This is a genomic window from Robiginitalea marina, from assembly GCF_024006985.1.
GTDB classification, from domain to species: Bacteria; Bacteroidota; Bacteroidia; order Flavobacteriales; family Flavobacteriaceae; genus Robiginitalea; species Robiginitalea marina.
In genome coordinates this window covers 195,615-213,572 of sequence record NZ_JAMXIB010000006.1, presented here as the reverse complement: position 1 = coordinate 213,572, position 17,958 = coordinate 195,615, and the positions used below count along the sequence as shown (strand labels likewise).

Annotated in this window: 14 protein-coding genes; 6 read left to right on the top strand and 8 right to left on the bottom strand. The window is 57.4% G+C overall.

Annotated features, from left to right (window positions below; all coding sequences use genetic code 11):
• Nucleotides 1-3: 3 nt before the first annotated feature.
• Nucleotides 4-1,512 (bottom strand): DUF1800 domain-containing protein, encoded by a 1,509-nt coding sequence (locus tag NG653_RS09585; RefSeq protein WP_252741476.1) that lies wholly within the window; start codon nt 1,510-1,512, stop codon nt 4-6.
• A 151-nt stretch (nt 1,513-1,663) separates the two neighbouring features.
• On the opposite strand from NG653_RS09585, the gene NG653_RS09580 reads away from it, so the two are divergent.
• Nucleotides 1,664-2,065: a YraN family protein gene (locus NG653_RS09580; RefSeq protein WP_252741475.1), complete on the top strand. Its 402-nt coding sequence runs from the start codon at nt 1,664-1,666 to the stop codon at nt 2,063-2,065.
• 50 nt (nt 2,066-2,115) lie between these two features.
• Nucleotides 2,116-2,775 carry an aspartate kinase gene (locus NG653_RS09575; protein ID WP_252741474.1) on the top strand — a complete coding sequence of 220 codons (660 nt, stop codon included), beginning with the start codon at nt 2,116-2,118 and terminating at the stop codon, nt 2,773-2,775.
• Here NG653_RS09575 and mfd read toward each other — a convergent pair.
• The 5 genes from mfd to NG653_RS09550 form a co-directional block, all read right to left on the bottom strand.
• The gene (gene mfd / locus NG653_RS09570; RefSeq protein WP_252741507.1) at nt 2,772-6,137 is read right to left on the bottom strand and encodes a transcription-repair coupling factor; all 3,366 of its coding nucleotides are present in this window, start codon (nt 6,135-6,137) and stop codon (nt 2,772-2,774) included. The genes NG653_RS09575 and mfd overlap by 4 nt on opposite strands.
• A gap of 69 nt (nt 6,138-6,206) precedes the next feature.
• Entirely contained in the window at nt 6,207-6,863 is a 657-nt protein-coding gene (pdeM, locus tag NG653_RS09565) for a ligase-associated DNA damage response endonuclease PdeM (protein WP_252741473.1), read from the bottom strand.
• A gap of 45 nt (nt 6,864-6,908) precedes the next feature.
• Nucleotides 6,909-9,401: a ligase-associated DNA damage response DEXH box helicase gene (locus NG653_RS09560; RefSeq protein WP_252741472.1), complete on the bottom strand. Its 2,493-nt coding sequence runs from the start codon at nt 9,399-9,401 to the stop codon at nt 6,909-6,911.
• Nucleotides 9,398-11,008: an ATP-dependent DNA ligase gene (locus NG653_RS09555; protein WP_252741471.1), complete on the bottom strand. Its 1,611-nt coding sequence runs from the start codon at nt 11,006-11,008 to the stop codon at nt 9,398-9,400. The genes NG653_RS09560 and NG653_RS09555 overlap by 4 nt, the downstream gene beginning before the upstream one ends.
• Nucleotides 11,005-12,030: a ligase-associated DNA damage response exonuclease gene (locus tag NG653_RS09550; protein ID WP_252741470.1), complete on the bottom strand. Its 1,026-nt coding sequence runs from the start codon at nt 12,028-12,030 to the stop codon at nt 11,005-11,007. The genes NG653_RS09555 and NG653_RS09550 overlap by 4 nt, the downstream gene beginning before the upstream one ends.
• A gap of 134 nt (nt 12,031-12,164) precedes the next feature.
• Here NG653_RS09550 and NG653_RS09545 point away from each other — a divergent pair, with 134 nt between their 5' ends.
• Entirely contained in the window at nt 12,165-12,587 is a 423-nt protein-coding gene (locus NG653_RS09545) for a tellurite resistance TerB family protein (protein WP_252741469.1), read from the top strand.
• A 12-nt stretch (nt 12,588-12,599) separates the two neighbouring features.
• Here NG653_RS09545 and fbp read toward each other — a convergent pair whose 3' ends face one another.
• The gene (gene fbp, locus NG653_RS09540; protein WP_252741468.1) at nt 12,600-13,607 is read right to left on the bottom strand and encodes a class 1 fructose-bisphosphatase; all 1,008 of its coding nucleotides are present in this window, start codon (nt 13,605-13,607) and stop codon (nt 12,600-12,602) included.
• Nucleotides 13,608-13,719: 112 nt separating this feature from the next.
• Between fbp and NG653_RS09535 the strand changes: the two genes are divergently transcribed.
• From NG653_RS09535 to NG653_RS09525, 3 genes are all read left to right on the top strand, one after another.
• Nucleotides 13,720-14,211: a GNAT family N-acetyltransferase gene (locus tag NG653_RS09535; RefSeq protein ID WP_252741467.1), complete on the top strand. Its 492-nt coding sequence runs from the start codon at nt 13,720-13,722 to the stop codon at nt 14,209-14,211.
• Nucleotides 14,198-15,448 (top strand): aspartate kinase, encoded by a 1,251-nt coding sequence (locus NG653_RS09530; RefSeq protein ID WP_252741466.1) that lies wholly within the window; start codon nt 14,198-14,200, stop codon nt 15,446-15,448. The genes NG653_RS09535 and NG653_RS09530 overlap by 14 nt, the downstream gene beginning before the upstream one ends.
• Nucleotides 15,449-15,530: 82 nt before the next feature.
• Nucleotides 15,531-17,342: a GNAT family N-acyltransferase gene (locus tag NG653_RS09525; protein WP_252741465.1), complete on the top strand. Its 1,812-nt coding sequence runs from the start codon at nt 15,531-15,533 to the stop codon at nt 17,340-17,342.
• A gap of 70 nt (nt 17,343-17,412) precedes the next feature.
• Here NG653_RS09525 and NG653_RS09520 read toward each other — a convergent pair whose 3' ends face one another.
• Nucleotides 17,413-17,934 (bottom strand): NINE protein, encoded by a 522-nt coding sequence (locus NG653_RS09520; RefSeq protein ID WP_252741464.1) that lies wholly within the window; start codon nt 17,932-17,934, stop codon nt 17,413-17,415.
• Nucleotides 17,935-17,958 lie beyond the last annotated feature (24 nt).

Sequence of the window (17,958 nt, the reverse complement as noted above, 5' to 3'; positions counted from 1 at the left end):
GGTTTATTTTAGCTGGAATTCGGGTTGGCGGGAAAGGTGCATCAGCAGGAGGAATACCTGTTGGGGCACCTCCATGCTCACGGCCAGCATCCACAGGCCGAGGCCCCCTTCTACATAGTCGGGGCCGTAATAATTGCCGGGCACATCCTCAATTTTGAAAACAGACAGGGCATTCTCAAAATCCTGGGGGGTCAGCAACCCCTTGGGCAGGAATTTGTTTACCAGGGCGGCCACCACCGTTTCCGGGTTGCTCGTATTGCTCTCGGCCGGGCCAACGACTTCCATGGCCAGGTTTCGGAATTGTTCCGGGTTTTCCTGGAAAAAGCCCTGGATGAGCACTTCGCTGGTCAGCCACCGCCCAATGATGAAATTGGTGTTGATCCAGCTGCGGTCGCGTTGCCAGCCGGCCACGTCATAGGGGTCGAATACTTCCTGCCCCAGCAGGCGCGACGATTCCATCGCAAAGGACAGGGTGGTGTCGGTATATGGAAAGCCGCTTTCGTTGATGAAATTAAGGAACAGGTCAAACGGGCTCTTGATAATAACCCCTATGGCGTTTTCATCAAAGAAGTGCTGGCTTTTAAATAGCTGCGACAGCACCGGGGCGATTTCAAAGTTGTTTGAGATAAACGTGCTGGCCATCCCGGAGATGATCTGCTGGGCATTGCCCTCCAGGTCATCGGAATCGGGGTGCACAAAAAATTCGTAGAGCTTCCCGCAGATAAAGCGGGCAATTTCATTCTGGCGCTGCTCGAAGAGGATGTCGATTACGTCGTCGTATCCCCAGTTCCCGGTCTGGCCCAGGATGGTTTTGGTGCCGGCATCGAAGCTGGTCGGGTCGAAGGTAACCGGGGTCCAGCGGACATCGCCCCGCTCCGTGTAGCCGGAAAGGGCCCTGGAGGTTTCAATGACGTCTTCTTCGGTATACCCGTTGCCCTCCCCGAGGGTAAAGAGTTCATAGAGCTCCCTGGCATAGTTTTCATTGGGGTTGTTGCCGTTGTTGAAGGCACCGTCCAGATAAAACAACATGGCATTGGTGAGGCCGATTTCCGAAACGAAGGTCTTGAAGTTCCCCAGGGCATTGCGTTGCAGGCACTCGGTGTATTCATGCAAAAAGCCCGGACTTTCGTAAAAGTCGAGCTCCGTAACAAAGTGGTTGCTCCAGAAAAAGCTCAACCGGTCGCGAAGGGTGTTGTTCAGCAGGCCGCGGGTATAGTCCAGGGCCCAGCTGGATGTCTGGGTGCGGACCGTCTGCCGGGCGAGGTCGTCATCTTCAGGGTAGTTGTCGCGGTTCCAGCCTGCCCAGGGCGGGGCGGCCTGGGGTGGCAGGCTCAGGGCATCGGCTATGATTTGGTCGACCAGTGTTCCGGCATCCTGGCCAATGGCCTGGTTGACGCGGGCTATAGTGGCGCTGAATCCGACCCTCCTGAAAAGGTGCTGTACCCGGGATCGGTCCAACGGAGTTGTAAACGGCGTCAGAGGCGCCGTGTTACAATTCACAAAGTATTCCATAGTAGTAGGCTTTCAGGGCGTCCATGCAATTGGGGCTACAGTTGAACGCCAGGGGTTCGGGGGTTAGTATTTCATGAATTAAGTTTTCGATGAATACCTCCTAAAGATATCGTCCTTGCTATAAAATTGCGGTGAAATGCATTTTTTTTCGATGAAATGCATAAGCGATCCGAAACGTATGGAGGAACAGGACCATTTGGCCAGTTATGACCGGGGAATGGCCGGGGAGGAGGAAGCCGTAAGGTACCTCCTCTCCGAAGGGTACCGGATCCTGGGGCGAAATTACCGGTACCGCAAGGCAGAAATCGATGTGCTGGCATTACACGGCAATTGCCTTGCCGTGGTGGAGGTGAAGACCCGCAAAGGGCCTTTTTACGAATCCCTTGCGGACAGCGTGCCCCGGGCAAAGGTGAGGCGGCTGGTGATGGCAGCCGACCATTTTGTGCGGCATTCGGGCCTGGACGTGGAAGTGCGTTTCGATATTATACAGATCACCGGGAGCCCGGGGAGGTTTTGCCTGGTCCACATCCCGGATGCCTTCTACTTTTTCTGAGGAATTGTTCACGGTATAACAAATTGTTATATTTGTTCAAAACAGGGAGCATGAAAACCATCTCGTCGGCCGTGGAGCAGTACATCAAAGGGAAACCTTTTTTACAAACGGCCCTGTCCCAGGGGATCATCAACCTCACTTCCCTGGCCCGTCAGGTGAAGCCCGACATCGAGGCCCAGCTGGGGAAGGAGGTCCGCAACGGGGCCGTGGTGATGGCCCTTAAGCGCCTGTCGGACGACCTGGAATTCCGGGCCACCCACCGGATTATAAAAGTATTGAAGGATATCGGGGAGATTACGGTAAGGTCTGCCCTTACAGACTACACCTTCCTGGTCTCCGAGTCCATCCTGCAGAACCAGATGCGCCTGCTCAGGGAAATCCATCCGCAAAAGGATGCGTTCTATACCTCCTCCAGGGGGGTCAACGAATTGAACATTGTGGTCAGCAGCAGCCTGAATTCCCTGGTGGAAGCCTTTTTTGAACAGGAGCGGTTGACCCAGAAGGCCGAAAACCTTTCCTCCATCTCGGTCAAATTGCCCGCCGAAAACGTTTCGGTCCCCGGGATTTATTACTTTATTTTCCAGCGCCTTGCCTGGGAAGGAATTATCCTGTACGAAGTGATTTCCACAACCAATGAATTTACCATCCTGGTCGACGAGGAGCAGGTCGACCGCGCCTTTACCGTGATCAAGGACCTCAAATCGCTTTAGGCCGTCTGGGTGACGCCTTCAAATGCAGCCTGGAGGGGGGCAATTTTTTCCAGGGCCTGCCCGATGGACTTCACGGGTTCCAGGATAAGCATCAGCCGCAACCCCTGTCGGGTTTGTTTTTCCTTCAACCGGAATTGCCCCGGGTAGCGCTGTACGGTTTGCAACAGGCGGGAAAAACCTTCCGACTGGTAGAATGGGGCGTCCTGCTCCCCGAGGAAGTAGCCCAGCAATTTCCCCTGTTTCAACACCAGTTTCTCCAGGCCGATGCCTGCGGCGATCCATTTCAGGCGAACGGAATCGAGCAGGTCCTCCGCCTGGGAGGGAAGGGGCCCGAAACGGTCCGACAGGTGTTCCCGGAAGCTGGCTAACCCTGCGTCGTCCTTCAGGTCATTTAGTTCCGTGTACAGGCTGAGCCGTTCCGAAACATTGTTGATATAGTCGTCGGGAAAGAGCAGTTCAAAATCGGTGTCGACCTGGATATCCTTCACGTAGTTCTTTTTGCCATCGGAAACGCCGCTGTAAAGCTCCTTAAATTCGTTCTCCTTGAGCTCCTCCACGGCTTCTGCAAGGATCTTCTGGTAGGTTTCAAACCCGATTTCGTTGATGAAGCCGCTTTGCTCCCCCCCCAGCAGGTCTCCCGCCCCCCGGATTTCAAGGTCCTTCATGGCAATGTGGAAGCCGCTGCCCAGCTCGGTGAATTGCTCCAGGGCCTGCATCCGCTTGCGCGCTTCCGGGGTCATTACCTCATAGGGCGGGGTGATGAAATAGCAGAACGCCTTTTTGTTGCTCCGCCCCACCCGGCCCCGCATCTGGTGGAGGTCGCTAAGGCCGAAGTTGTTCGCATTATTGATGAAGATGGTGTTTGCATTGGTAACATCCAGCCCGCTTTCGACGATGGTGGTCGATACCAGCACGTCGAACTCCCCGTTCATAAACGAAAGCATGAGCTGTTCCAGGCGTTTTCCCTCCATTTGCCCGTGCCCGATCCCGATTTTGGCGTCCGGGACCAGGCGCTGCAGCATCCCGGCGACTTCCCGGATGTTCTCGATCCGGTTGTGCACGAAAAACACCTGCCCGCCCCTTTGGATCTCATAGGAGATCGCATCGCGGATGGCCGCCTCTTCAAACCGGATGACATGGCTTTCAATAGGGTAGCGGTTGGGGGGCGGGGTATTGATGACCGAGAGGTCCCGGGCGGCCATGAGGCTGAATTGCAGGGTCCGCGGGATGGGGGTGGCCGTCAGGGTCAGTACGTCCACATTTTCTTTCAGGGCCTTGAGCTTGTCCTTGACGGCCACGCCAAATTTTTGTTCCTCGTCCACGATCAGCAGGCCCAGGTCTTTGAAGGCGACGTTCCTGCCCACCAGCTGGTGGGTCCCGATAACGATGTCCAGCGTTCCGGAGGCCAGCCGCTCGAGCAGGTCCTTGCGTTCCCTTGCGGTGCGAAACCGGTTGAGGTAATCCACCGTAACGGGCATGTCGCCCAGGCGCTGCGAAAAGGTCCGGAAATGCTGGAACGCCAGGATCGTGGTTGGGACCAGCACGGCCACCTGCTTCCCATTATCCACGGCCTTGAAGGCAGCCCTGATGGCCACTTCGGTCTTCCCAAACCCAACGTCCCCGCAAACCAGGCGGTCCATGGGCTGCGGGCTTTCCATATCTTTTTTGATGTCTGCCGTGGCCGAACTCTGGTCAGGGGTGTCCTCAAAGAGGAAGGAAGCCTCCAGTTCGTGCTGCAGGTAGCTGTCGGGCCCGTAGGCATAGCCTTGTTCCAGCCGCCTTTTGGCGTAGAGCTGGATCAGGTCAAACGCGATTTCCCGGACCCTGCTTTTGGTCTTTTGCTTGAGTTTTTTCCAGGCGCCGGAGCCCAGTTTGTAGATTTTGGGGGTGGTGCCGTCCTTCCCGTTGTATTTGGCGATCTTGTGGAGGGAATGGATGCTTACGTAGAGGATATCGCGGTCTCCGTACACCAGTTTTATGGCTTCCTGTTTCCTGCCTTCAACGTCTATTTTCTGCAAACCCCCGAATTTCCCGATCCCATGGTCGATATGGGTGACGTAATCCCCTACCTCCAGCTTGTTGAGGTCTTTCAGGGTAATGGCCTGTTTCTTGGCGTATCCGTTGCGCAGGTGGAAGCGGTGGTACCGCTCGAAGATCTGGTGGTCGGTATAGCAACACAGGCCAAGGCCCGGGGCTTCAAACCCCTGGTACAGCGGTTGGACGATCGTGGTGTACGGGACCTCCTGCCCGATTTCCCCGAAGATGTCGCGAAACCTCTGAGCCTGTTGCTGCGAGGCGCAGAAGAGGTAGTTTTCCATCCCTTCCCGGTGGTTTTTTTTCAGGGTATCCAGCAACAGCTCAAAATGCTTGTTGAAGGCGGGCTGCGGACGGGTGGGCAGAGAGACTTCCAAAGCGCCTTCCGGCAATGGGCCTTCCAGGCCGACCAGGCGGAACTTCCTGACGGCGTCGCCAAGTTGCGCCCCGCTCAGGAAAAGGGCTTCCGGCTGTGCGTGGCGGACTTCCCCGCTGGTTTTTTCGTGGGCTTCCCGGGCTTTTGCGAAGAGCTGGTCGAGGCGCCCTTCGCACAGGGCCAGGTTTTTCACCAGGAGGACGGTGTTGGCGGAAATATACTCCAGGAAGGATTCCCGAACCTCCAGGAAGACCTTGTCGGCCAGGTTGGGGATAATGGAGATTTTCTTCACCCGTTCGGTGGAGAGCTGGGTCTCCACGTCAAAGGTGCGGATGCTGTCTACCTCCTCCCCGAAAAACTCGATCCGGTACGGCTCGTCGTGGGAGAAGGAGAACACATCCACAATGCCGCCGCGCACGGAGAATTCCCCGGGCTCGGTGACAAAATCCACCCGTTTGAAGTGATACTCGAAGAGGACCTCATTGAGAAAATCCAGGGAGATCGTATCGCCGGTATGTACCTTCAGGGTATTCTTCTCGAGCTGTTTCCGGGTGACCACCTTTTCAAAAAGGGCATCGGGGTAGCTCACGATCAGGGCGGGCTTTTTCCGGGAATTGATCCGGTTGAGCACCTCAGCCCGCAGCAGGACGTTGGCGTTGTCCGTTTCTTCGATTTCGTAGGGCCTGCGGTAACTTCCGGGGTAGAATAGCACTTCCTGTGGCCCAAGGAGTTGCTCGAGGTCGTTCAGGTGGTAGGCGGCTTCTTCCTTGTCGTCCAGCACCAGTAAAAATGGGAGCTGCTGTTCCCGGAACGACTCGGCCACCAGCAGCGAGAGGGCCGACCCGCTGAGGCCGGAAAGCCTGATGCGGCATTGGGGCCGGGCAAGCGCCTCCTGCAGATCCCTGAATGCAGGGGCCTGTATAAAACGCTGCCGGATGTTTTCCAGACTCAAAAGGCCATAAAATTTGTGCAAAAATACAAGGCATTTCCCGCCCCGGCAAAACCTGACCCAAATTTACGGTCAGGGCCTCCCCGGAGCAGCTTCGTCAAGCGCGATTACGGCCTCCCCTGCCAGGGCAAAGGCGCGGTCCCCTTTGCGGGGTTCCAGCACATGGCTGCCCGTAAATGCCCCGAATGCCGGCACGATCAGCTGTCGCCCCCGGATGAAAAAACAGGGCAGCCGCAGCCGTTCCTTCCCCGGGCCTTTCAGTCGAACGGCCGGGTGTATATGCCCGGCAATATTGAAACCCTCAAAGGCGTCCATCGGATAATGGGTGAACAGGAAGGGCCCTTCCCGGAAGGATTCCCCGCAGCGGATCCCCAGGGCTTCATACCGCGTCGGGGAGAGGATGTCGTGGTTCCCCAGCACCAGTTCGAGGGCAGCCGGGCACCCGACGGCCCACTGGCTGAACAGGTCCCATTCCCGGTTGAGGTGCGAGTGGAACAGGTCGCCCAAAAAGCAAACCCGTGCCGGGCGAAAATCCTGCAAGAGGCAATCCATCCGGATGAAATTCCGCTCAAGCGCCTTTTGGGGTACGGCAGCACCGTACTTCCGGAAATGGGTTACTTTTCCGAAGTGCACATCGCTGACGATCAGGAGGGATTCCCGTTTCCAGTACAGGACCCCCCATGGGTGGAGCTCCAGGAGTTCCCCTCCGAATTCCAGGGTATGGGTCATGGGGCAAAGGTATCAAAATCGGGCGTTGGGAAAGGCCCGGGGCGTTCAGCGTTTTTTCGGGCGGGTAAGGGCCCTGGTCATCCGGCGGATTCGGTCGGCCAGTTTTTCGCTGGAGAGCTTCTCCCGAAGCCGGTCGGTGATGATGGGGAAGGAGAAGGGGGTGGGGCTTTCACAGGCCTTCCACACCACCTCCTGGGTGGCAATGCGCTCCAGGGCCTGGCGGAGCCGGCCTTCTTCCAGCTGGTGCTCGAAGGTTTCGCTGAAGGCTTGCTGGAAAAGGAGGTGGTCGGGTTCGCAGTCGCGGAACACCTCAAAAAGCAATTGGGAATTGCTCTGCAGGTGTTTCATTTTGATGCCCTTGTTGGGGTAGCCTGTAAAGACCAGCCCGCTGATCACGGCGATATCGCGGAATTTCCTCCGCGCCATTTCGGTGGCATTCAGGCTTTTCTGCAAGTCATCTGCCAGGTATAGGGGGCTCAACAGGTCATTGTCCAGCACAAGGCCGATGTCCACCTCCTGGTCTGAAAGCAGTTCAAACCCATAGTCGTTATAGGCCAGGGAAAACGTGATGGGCGAAAGCAGGCTGATGCGGTAACTCAGCAAGCTGGCCATGGCCTCGTGCACGAAGCGCCCTTCGAACGGGTAAAAAAGGTGGTGGCATCCTTCCCGCGTCTTAAAGGTTTCGATCAGGAATTCCCCAGGCCCCGGCACGATGCTTTCGCTTCGCTGCCACTCAAAAAGGGGGGCGAGGGCGCGGATCTCCTCCGACTGCTGCTCAGGGGGCAGGGAAGCCGAATACAGTTCCTCCCGAAGCAGTTGCGACATCTGGGCCGAGAGGGTTAGCCTTCCCCCCATCCAGCTGGGCACCTTCCCTGACTTTTTGGAGGTATTTCGCACCAGCGCCTGCATTTCGCGGATGCGGATGAATTCCAGGTTGCGACCGGCAAAGGTAAAGACATCGCCCTGCTGCAGTTGGGAGATGAACCACTCTTCGATGGTGCCGATATACCCGCCCTTCTGGTAGCGGACCACCAGGTCGGTATCGCCCACAATGGTGCCAATCTGGAACCGGTGACGCATGGCCACCCCCCTGTTGGTTACCTTTAAAATCCCGTTCCCGAGGCGTTCCACCTTTTTGTATTCATCGTAGGTCTGCAGGCTCTGGCTGCCCAGGACCAGGAAGTTCAGCAGCCATTCCCACTGGTCCCGCGTCATGGCCTGAAAGCAAAAGGTCTGTGCTACTTCCCGGTAGGTTTCTTCGGGCAGGAAGCCGTCGGAAACGGCCAGGGTGGTCAGGTACTGGGCCAGGACGTCGAAACTGTTCAGGTAGGGGATGCGGTCTTCCACCCCTTCCCCCTCCACGGTGCGTTGCAGGGCGGCCGCCTCAACCAGTTCAATGGCGTGGGTGGGCAGGAAATAAATGCGGCTCTCCTTTCCTGGCCTGTGCCCGCTGCGGCCCGCCCGTTGCAGGAAGCGGGCCACGCCTTTGGGCCCGCCGATCTGCACGACGGTTTCCACCGGGGCGAAGTCTACGCCCAGGTCAAGGCTGGATGTGCACACCACGGCCCTCAGGCTTTCGCGGCGGATGGCCTGTTCCACCCACAGGCGGGTGTCTTTGTCGATGCTCCCGTGGTGCATGGCGATTTCCCCGGCCAGTTCCGGATGGTGTTCGAGGAGTTTCTGGAACCAGATCTCGCACTGGCTGCGGGTATTGGTAAAGATCAGGGTGGTTTTGCTTTCCCGGAGGATCGGCATTACCGCCTCCAACAGGTGCAGCCCGAGGTGCCCCCTCCAGGGGAAGGTCTCCATCCGGTCGGGAAGCAGGCTTTTGACGGTGATCTTTTTGTTTAGCCGCGCCCGGATCAGGGTGGAGTTTTGAAGGGCTTCGGAACCCGGCCCGAGGAGCACTTCCCGGGCCTGTTCCAGGTTGCCGATGGTGGCGGAAATCCCCCAGATCCGAAGGGCCGGGCAGACGCTCTTCATGCGGGAAAGGCCGAGTTCCATCTGCACCCCGCGCTTGCTGCCCAGCAGTTCGTGCCATTCATCCACCACCACGGCATAGCAGGAGTTGAAGAGTTTGGGGTACCCAGGGGTGGCCAGCAACAGCTGCAGGCTTTCCGGGGTGGTGATCAGCAGGTCGGGCATGCTTTTGCGCTGCCGGGCCCTTTCCGGCTGGGGGGTGTCTCCGGTGCGGATCCCGACGGAAAAGGGGATTTCCAGGTCTGCGGTGATCCGTTCAGCCGACTGCCGGATCTCCTGGCTCAAAGCCCGGAGGGGCGTTACCCAAATGGCTTTCAGGCCCGGCCGGGGGCGTTCCCTGGCATCGGGGAACTCCCTGAGGTAATGCAGCAGGATGGGAAACCAAAGGGCATAAGTCTTCCCGCTGCCCGTCGGGGCATTGAGCAGGCCGTGCTTTCCCTGCAGGAAGGCTTGCCAGGTTTGCTCCTGGAAGGGGAAGGGCTCCCACCCCTGGCTCCGGAACCACTGTTTTGCCTGCCCAACCAGGGCTTCGAGGCCTGGTTTTTCGCCTTCTTTCATGGGATCAGGTTTACGACGTCCGCCAGGGTATTGGCTTCCTCGATGGGCTTGTCTTTCCGCCAGCGGACTATGCGCGGAAATCGGGTGGCCACGCCGCTCTTATGCCGGTTTGAGCGGGCAATCCCCTCGAAGGCGATCTCAAAAACGTGCGTGGGTGTCACCGAGCGCACCGGCCCGAACCGCTCCAGGGTGTTTTTTTTGATCCACGCATCCACTTCCCTGAATTCTGCATCAGTCAACCCGGAATAGGCCTTGGCAAAGGTGACCAACTCACGCTGCCCGTCTGTCTTTTCGTCCCAGACGGCAAAGGTATAATCGGTAAAGAGGTTGCTCCGCCGCCCGTGCCCGCGCATGGCATAGATGAGTACCGCGTCCACCGTCAGGGGCGCCACCTTCCACTTCCACCAGTCCCCTTTTTTGCGCCCTACCTGGTAGGGGGCGTCCTTTTTTTTGAGCATTAGCCCCTCCGAGCGCCAATCCCTGGAGCGCCCGCGTTCCTTGTGGACGGCATCCCAACCGGGGATTTCCAGGGCGGGGGAGAGGTCCAGGGGCAGGGCGGGGTCGCCGGCCAGGGGGGCGACCAGGGTGGTAAGCAGGCGGTTGCGGTTTAAAAAGGGCTGTTGCCGCAGGTCTTCCCCCTGCCACTCGAGCAGGTCGTAGGCCCTGAGGATGACGGGGACGTTTTTCAGGAGGGCCTTGCTTATGGTTTTCCTCCCCAGCCTTTTCTGCAGGTCGTTGAAACTGCCCACCTGCCCCCGGGGATAGGGGAGGATTTCCCCGTCGAGTACAGTCCCATCGGGGAGGGCATCCCGCAGGGCCTGGAATTCCGGGAAGGATGGGGTCACCAGCTCCTCCCCCCGGCTCCAGAGGTACAGGTTGCGGTTGCGAACGATGAGTTGTGCCCGGATTCCGTCCCATTTGTGTTCCATGATCCAGTCAGCAGGGTCGCCCAGGGCTTCCGGCTCCCCTTCCAGGGCATAGGCCAGGTAAAAGGGATAGGGCCGGGAATCCCGTTCCTCTTCCTGGGGTTCCAGCACCAGCGACCGAAAAGAGGTCTTCGAAGGGTCCCAGCCGCCCATCAGGCGATAGGCCAGGACATCCGGGTCGATGCCGGTGGCCAGGGAAAGGGCCCGGGTCATCAGTTTCTGGCTGATGCCGATGCGAAAGCCCCCCGTAAAAAGCTTGGTAAACACGAAGCGTTCATAGTAATCCAGTTGCTGCCACTGTTTTTGGAGGTATGCCTTTTTAGCTTCTTCGGGTTGCCCCTTCAGGACGATCAGGTCTTCGAGGTACCGGGCCAGGGAAGGGGTGCCCCCTGCAGGGCCTTGTTTGATGGGGGCCACCAGGGCGATGGTCTCCGCCAAGTCACCCACGATATGGTAGCTTTCCTCAAAGAGCCACAGGGGAATGCCGGCCAGTTCGGCGGCCCATTCCCGGAGCAGGCGGGTATTGACGGGCCTCGGGGGCCGGCGGTGTGACAGGATGGCGATGGCCCACACCTTGTCTGCATCGGGGGCCTCCCGGAAGTATGCGGCCAGGGCCGCCACGCGGGCGTTGGTTTTGTTGGTCCCGTCGAGGGTTTTTACCAGGTGGGCAAAGGCTTTCATGATGGCTCTCCGGGTTTTAGCTCCCCTTCCGGCTCCCCGTCTTCGTCCCTGTACTGGGTGGCTTCTGTCCGGGCATCGAAACCCTGTTCCCGGAGGTAGCGCGACAGGATGTCGGAATACCCGTGGGTGCAGATGATGCGTTCGGCCCCTGTGGCCGATATGCTGTCCAGCAGCCCCTGCCAGTCGCAGTGGTCGCTAAGTGCGAAACCCCGGTCGACAGCCCGCCTGCGGCGGGCGCCCCGGAAGGCCATCCAGCCGCTGGCCATGCCGGTTTCGAAAGGGGCCATCTTCCTGATCCAGGCGCTGCCGTGGGCGCCGGGCGGGGCCAGGACCAGGTTGCCGGCCAACTCCCCGGACCCTGTTTCCGGGGTAATCCTCCGGGTAGGCGGCAGGGGCACAAGCCCCCTGACGACTTCGTTCATGTTTTCAATGGCCCCGTGGGTAAACACGGTCCCGAGGGAGGGGTCCAGGTGGGCCAGCAGGCGCTGCGCCTTTCCGAGGGAATATGCAAAAAGGACAGCGGTCTTTCCCTCTGCCTTCACCCGTGCCCACCAGGAGTTGATTTCCCCCATGACCTCGTCCTGGGGGCGCCAGGAAAAGGCCGGGAGGCCAAAGGTGCATTCCGTGATAAAGGTATGGCAGGGAAGGGGTTCAAACGGGGTGGACAGGCCGTCCACCCCGGTTTTGTAATCCCCGGAAAACACCCAGACCTCCCCCCGGGATTCGACCCTGATTTGCGCAGAACCCACGATATGGCCGGCGGGGTGGAAGCTGAAGCGAACCCCACGGACCCGCAGCGATTCCCCCCATTCAAGCCCCCGGGCTGAAAGCCCTCCCAGGCGGTGCCGCAGGATGGGGATGTTGCTGTGGTGTGTGATATAATGGCCATGGCCCGGGCGGCTGTGGTCGGCATGGCCATGGGTGATCAGGGCCCGGTCCACTGGTTTCCAGGGGTCGAGGTATACGTCGGCAGGGGGGCAATAGATCCCCTTTTCGGTAAATTCCAGGAGGGGGCTTTTCATAGCTGGGGAAAGTTACACAATATTCTCCTCCCCGGAAAACAGGGGCGCCTTAGGGGGCATCTTAAAGAAATGGCCTCCCGCCCTGTGCGGATACGCCCCGAAAGCGGTATATTTGCCCCCAAAATAGTTCCAAGATGCCTATCATCGATTTATATAAACACGGGCAGGGGCGGAGCAACCTCGCCCATTTTGCCGCCATGGCTTCCCTTGCCGCAGCGGACGGGATCATTACCCCGGAAGAGAGGAATATCCTGGATTATTTCGCTGAAAAACTCGGGATCACGGAGGCGGAATACAAGGAGGTGATGAAGGAGGAAAACAAATACCCCATAGAATCACCCCTGACCCGGGAGGAACGCCTGGAACGGCTGTTTGATTTCTTCCGCGTGATCGTTTCGGACCTCGATATTCAGGACGAGCAGTTAGGGATGGTTGAAAAGTACGCCATTGCCCTGGGGTTCTCGCCCAAGCAAGCCAAAATCGTGGTTCAGAAGACCATCGATATTTTTACCGGACGGATTTCCTTTGACGATTACCTGTACCTGATCTCCAAATAATCGGGGGTTCATTCAGGCGTACCGCGCCATGAATTCCTCCGCCTTTTCCACCATTTTCAGGCTCCCGCAGAAAAAGGGTACCCGCTGGTGCAGTTCGGTGGGTTCGATTTCCAGGATCCTGCCGTAGCCGTCCGAGGCTTTCCCCCCGGCCTGTTCGGCCAACAGGGCCATGGGGTTGCATTCGTAGAGCAACCGGAGTTTGCCATCGGAGTTGAGGCTGCTTTTCGGGTAGATGTAGATGCCCCCTTTGATCATGTTCCGGTGGAAATCCGACACCAGGGAACCGATATAGCGCGAGGTATAGGGGCGGTCCCCTTCTTCCATCTGGCAGTATTTGATGTAGTCCTTCACCCCCTGCGGGAAGTGGATGTAATTCCCCTCGTTGATGGAATAGATCTTGCCGGTTTGCGGGAAAGTCATGTTCGGGTGGGAGAGGTAAAAGGTGCCGATTGCCGGGTTCAGGGTGAACCCGTTCACCCCGTGACCGGTGGTGTAAACCAGCATCGTGGAGGTGCCGTAGATAATGTAGCCGGCGGCTACCTGATTGACGCCCGGCTGGAGGAAGTCCTCCAGGGTAACCGGGGTCCCGATGGGGGTTACCCGGCGGTAAATCGAGAAAATGGTACCGACAGAAACGTTTACATCGATATTGGACGACCCGTCCAGGGGGTCGATCAGCACTACGTACTTGTTCTGGTGCCGGTGGTCCTGGCTGTTGATGCTGATGAAGTCTTCTTCTTCCTCGGAAGCGATCCCGCAGACGATTTCACGGTTTTTAAGGGCCTGAATAAATTTTTCATTGGCCAGCACATCGAGCTTCTGCTGGCTTTCGCCCTGCACGTTGGTGTCCCCGGCCGCACCAAGGATATCGATCAGCCCGGCCTTGTTCACCTCGTGGTTCACTACCTTTGCGGCAAGTCGGATGGCGTTGATGAGTTTGGAAAGCTCCCCGGAGGAATACTGGAATTCCGCCTGGTTTTCAATAATGAATTCCCCCAGGGTTTTGTTCTTTTTGGTCATGGGAACAGGTTCCGTTAATATCCCCACAAATATCGCTTATTTTGTGAAACTAAATCGATTTCGGACCCGGCCACTTTTTTAGTTATATAACTTTATGTTTTATTTGTAACAAATGGAGAATTATAGTATTCGCCCGGCACAACGGGAAGACATGGGGGCCGTCCTGGAGCTGATCCGGGAACTGGCTGTATATGAAAGGGAACCCCACGCCGTTGAGGTCACCCGGTCCGACCTGGAACGGGATGGCTTTGGTCCCGGTCCCCGCTTCCAGTGTTTTGTTGCGGAAGTAAACGGGAAGATCGCGGGCATGTCGCTGTGTTACCCCAGGTATTCCACATGGAAGGGGCTGGTCATCCACCTCGAGGACCTGATTGTCACCGAAGCCCGCAGGGGCCTGGGCCTGGGTTCCGCCCTGCTCACCGCCGTGGTGCGGTACGCCCAACAACAGGGTGCAAAAAGGGTGAGTTGGGAGGTCCTGGACTGGAATGAGCCGGCGATCGACTTTTATGAGTCCCGGGGCGCAAGGGTGCTCCGCGACTGGGATGTGGTCCAACTCGATGCCCGTGGAATGAAATCCTATCTTGAACGCTATGCGGATATTTAAATTTGGGGGTGCCTCGGTTAAGGACGCCGAGGGGGTCCGCAACCTGGTACGGGTACTGGAGCACACCGGCACAGACCATACCTTCCTGGTGGTTTCTGCCATGGGTAAAACCACCAATGCCATGGAAGCGGTGGTAGATGCCTATTTTGGCGACCGGGCCGCTTACCCGGGGTTGCTGCAGGACGTGGAGGACTACCACCTCAAAATCATCGCCGACCTTTTCCCCTCGGCCACCCACCCCGTATACGCGCGCACCCGGGCCCTGTTTGAGGAGGTAAGGGGGTTCCTGGCCTGGAACAAGTCGCCGAATTACGGCTTTGTCTACGACCAGGTTGTGGGCTACGGGGAGCTGCTCTCCACCACCATCGTAAGCCATTACCTCCAGCAGGCCAGGATTTCCAATACCTGGCTCGACATCAGGCAGTACCTCAAAACGGATGCCAACTACCGCGATGTCAGGGTCATCTGGGACCGCACCCAGGAAGCCATGGCCTCCCTTTCGGGCCGTTCCGAGTTGTTCATTACCCAGGGCTTCCTGGGCAGTGATGACAACAACTTTACCACCACCCTGGGCAGGGAGGGCTCCGATTATACCGCTGCGATCATTGCCTATTGCCTGAATGCCGAGTCGGTAACGATCTGGAAGGACGTGCCTGGTGTGCTCAGTGCAGACCCCCGGTATTTCAAGGAAGCGCAGCTACTGGAGCAGATTTCCTACCAGGAAGCCATCGAGCTGGCCTTCTACGGGGCAAGCGTGATCCACCCCAAAACGCTGCAGCCCCTGCAGCGAAAGGAAATCCCCCTTCATGTAAGGTCGTTTATGAACCCTGGAAACCCGGGGACCACGGTGGGCAAGGGTAAGGGGATCCAGCCCCTGACCCCCTGCTTCATCGTGAAGAAAAACCAGGTGCTCATGAAGCTTTCCGCCCTTGACTTTTCCTTTATGGTGGAAGATAACATCAGCGAATTGTTCAGGCTACTCCACGACCACCGGATGAAGGTGGATTTGATCCAGAATTCCGCGATCAGCTTTTCGGTTTGTGTGGATAACCGGTTCGGCCGCCTTCCTGAACTGCTGCAACAGCTCAGCGGCAAATACAAGGTAGACCACCACGAGGGGGTCTCCCTGTACACCATCCGGCATTTCAACTCCCGGGCCATTGAAAGCCTGCAGAATGGAAAGGAAGTGCTGCTTGAACAGCGCAGCAAGGAAACCGTACAACTGGTGGTCCGCTAAGTCAGGCAACGCCTCAGATGGGAAAATACCTCCGAGCCGCGGCCAATTTTCCTATCTTTAACCCCTGCAACAAACATCCCCAATGAGTTTAGTCACTGCCAAGGAAGTAGCGCGGGCCATCCACCTGGACCGATATGGACCCCTGGGTACGTTTATGGGCTGGGTTTTGATGCGGTTAACCCGAATAACCTCTATCAACCGGGTATACGACAAACACAGGGACCTCCCCGGCCCGGAATTCCTGGAGGCCATCCTGGAATACTATGAGATCGATTTTGAAATCCCCGAGGAAGATTTCAAAAGGCTTCCTAAAGAAGGCCCTTTCATCACCATCAGCAACCACCCCCTGGGCGGGATAGACGGGGTGTTGCTCCTTAAGCTGTTGTTAGAGAAACGGCCCGATTACAAGATCATCGCAAATTTCCTGTTGCACCGGATCGCCCCCCTGAAGCCCTATATCCTTCCTGTGAACCCGTTTGAAGGCCGGAAGGACGCCAATAATTCCGTGGCCGGATTCAAGCGCGCCCTGGAACACCTGCACCAGGGGCACCCCCTTGGGATTTTCCCTGCCGGGGAAGTTTCCACCTACAAGGACGGGCGGCTGATTGTCGACAAACCCTGGGAAGAGGCGGCCCTTAAACTCATCCGAAGGGCAGGGGTGCCGGTAGTGCCCATCTATTTCCACGCGCGCAACAGCCGCTTGTTTTACTACCTCTCGCGCCTGCACCATATCTTCCGCACGGCAAAGCTCCCTTCCGAGCTTTCCAGCCAGCGCAACCGGAGCATAAAGGTCCGGATCGGGCAGCCAATTACGGTGGAGATGCAGGAGGAACAGGAGACGCTGGAAGAATTCACCGAACTCCTGCGCCGCAAGACCTATATCCTGTCGCATGCTTATGAAAAGGAACGGCTGATCGACCAGCTCCCCGGGACCATTAAAATCCCCAAAACCCCAAGGCGTATTGCCTCGGCAGTGCGTACCGAGGTCATAGAGGGCGAAATTGAAATACTCAGGGAGAAGGAATGCCGGCTGCTTCAAAGCCGCAACTACGAAGTGTTCCTTGCCCAGAAAAGGGATATCCCCTTTATCCTCCAGGAGATCGGCAGGCAGCGGGAGCTTACCTTCCGCGCCATTGGGGAGGGGACGAACAAATCGGTCGACCTGGACCGCTTCGATGAATATTACCACCATTTGTTCCTCTGGGACGATGCCGAGAAAAAAATCGTCGGGGCTTACCGGATGGGCCTGGGGGCAGAAATTTTCGAGAAATACGGGATAGACGGGTTCTACCTGCAGGACCTGTTCCGCTTCGAGCCGGAACTCTACCCCATGATGAGCCGTTCCATAGAAATGGGAAGGGCCTATATCATCGCAGAATACCAGCAACGCCCCATGCCCCTCTTCCTGTTGTGGAAGGGCATTGTGCACACCACCCTGAGGTTCCCGGAGCACAAATACCTCATTGGGGGGGTAAGCATCAGCAACCAGTTCTCCAATTTTTCCAAGTCGCTGATGATCGAATTTATGAAGTCGAATTACTGGGATCCCTACGTGGCCCAGTACATCCGGCCCAAAAAGGAGTTCAAGGTAAAGCTGAAGGATGCGGACAAAGAGTTCGTGTTCGACGAGGCCCGCGCCGACCTGAACAAATTCGACAAACTGATCGAGGAGGTGGAACCCGGGAACCTCCGCCTTCCGGTACTGATCAAGAAATACATCAAACAGAATGCCCGGGTGGTGGCCTTTAACGTCGACCCCCTCTTCAACAATGCCGTGGACGGCCTGATGTACATTAAAATCTCGGACCTCCCCGAGAGCACGGTAAAGCCGGTGATGGAAGAATTCCAGGCCGAATTGGAGCGCAAGGTGGCAGAAGGACATGCAGGGGACTAAAGGGCTTGTATGCCCTTATCTGAATCCCCTGTGCCCTGTGCCTGTTGAAATACAATGGTGTTTCCCCCGGTCAGAACCAGGGTTTGCGGCCCACCTGATAGGTGTTATAGAATTCCTCGTCTGATTTGGTCAGGTAGATGATGCCCTCAATGAGGCCTATCAGGGCGGTGGCCCAGACCAGGAAAACCCCGATGCCGATACAGCTCAGCACGAAGCCCACAATGGAAATCACCAGTAAGATGATCCCCTCCTTCTGGTACCCCAGGACGAACTTGTGTACCCCTGCCCAACCGACTACGATGCCAAGGATTCCGGCCAGGATTTTCTTGTTGTCGCCCCCGGCGCTGCGAAGGCCCTCCCGGAACTCCTCGGCCGTCTTTTTGGTTTCCTTCTTGAATTCACTGCCTGTTTCTTTGGCCTCCTCCTTGAATTCCCTGGCTTTTTCCTTTGCTTTTTCGAAGGTCTCCCGGGCTTCGCCCTTGAGCTCTTCGGCCTTATCTTTGGCTTCGTCCTTGATTTCTTTGGCTTTTTCCCGGGCTTTGTCGAAGGCTTCTTCGGCCTGATCGCCCAGGTCTTTCTTTTCGTCTGACATGGTGGTGTATGATTGGTTGATTTC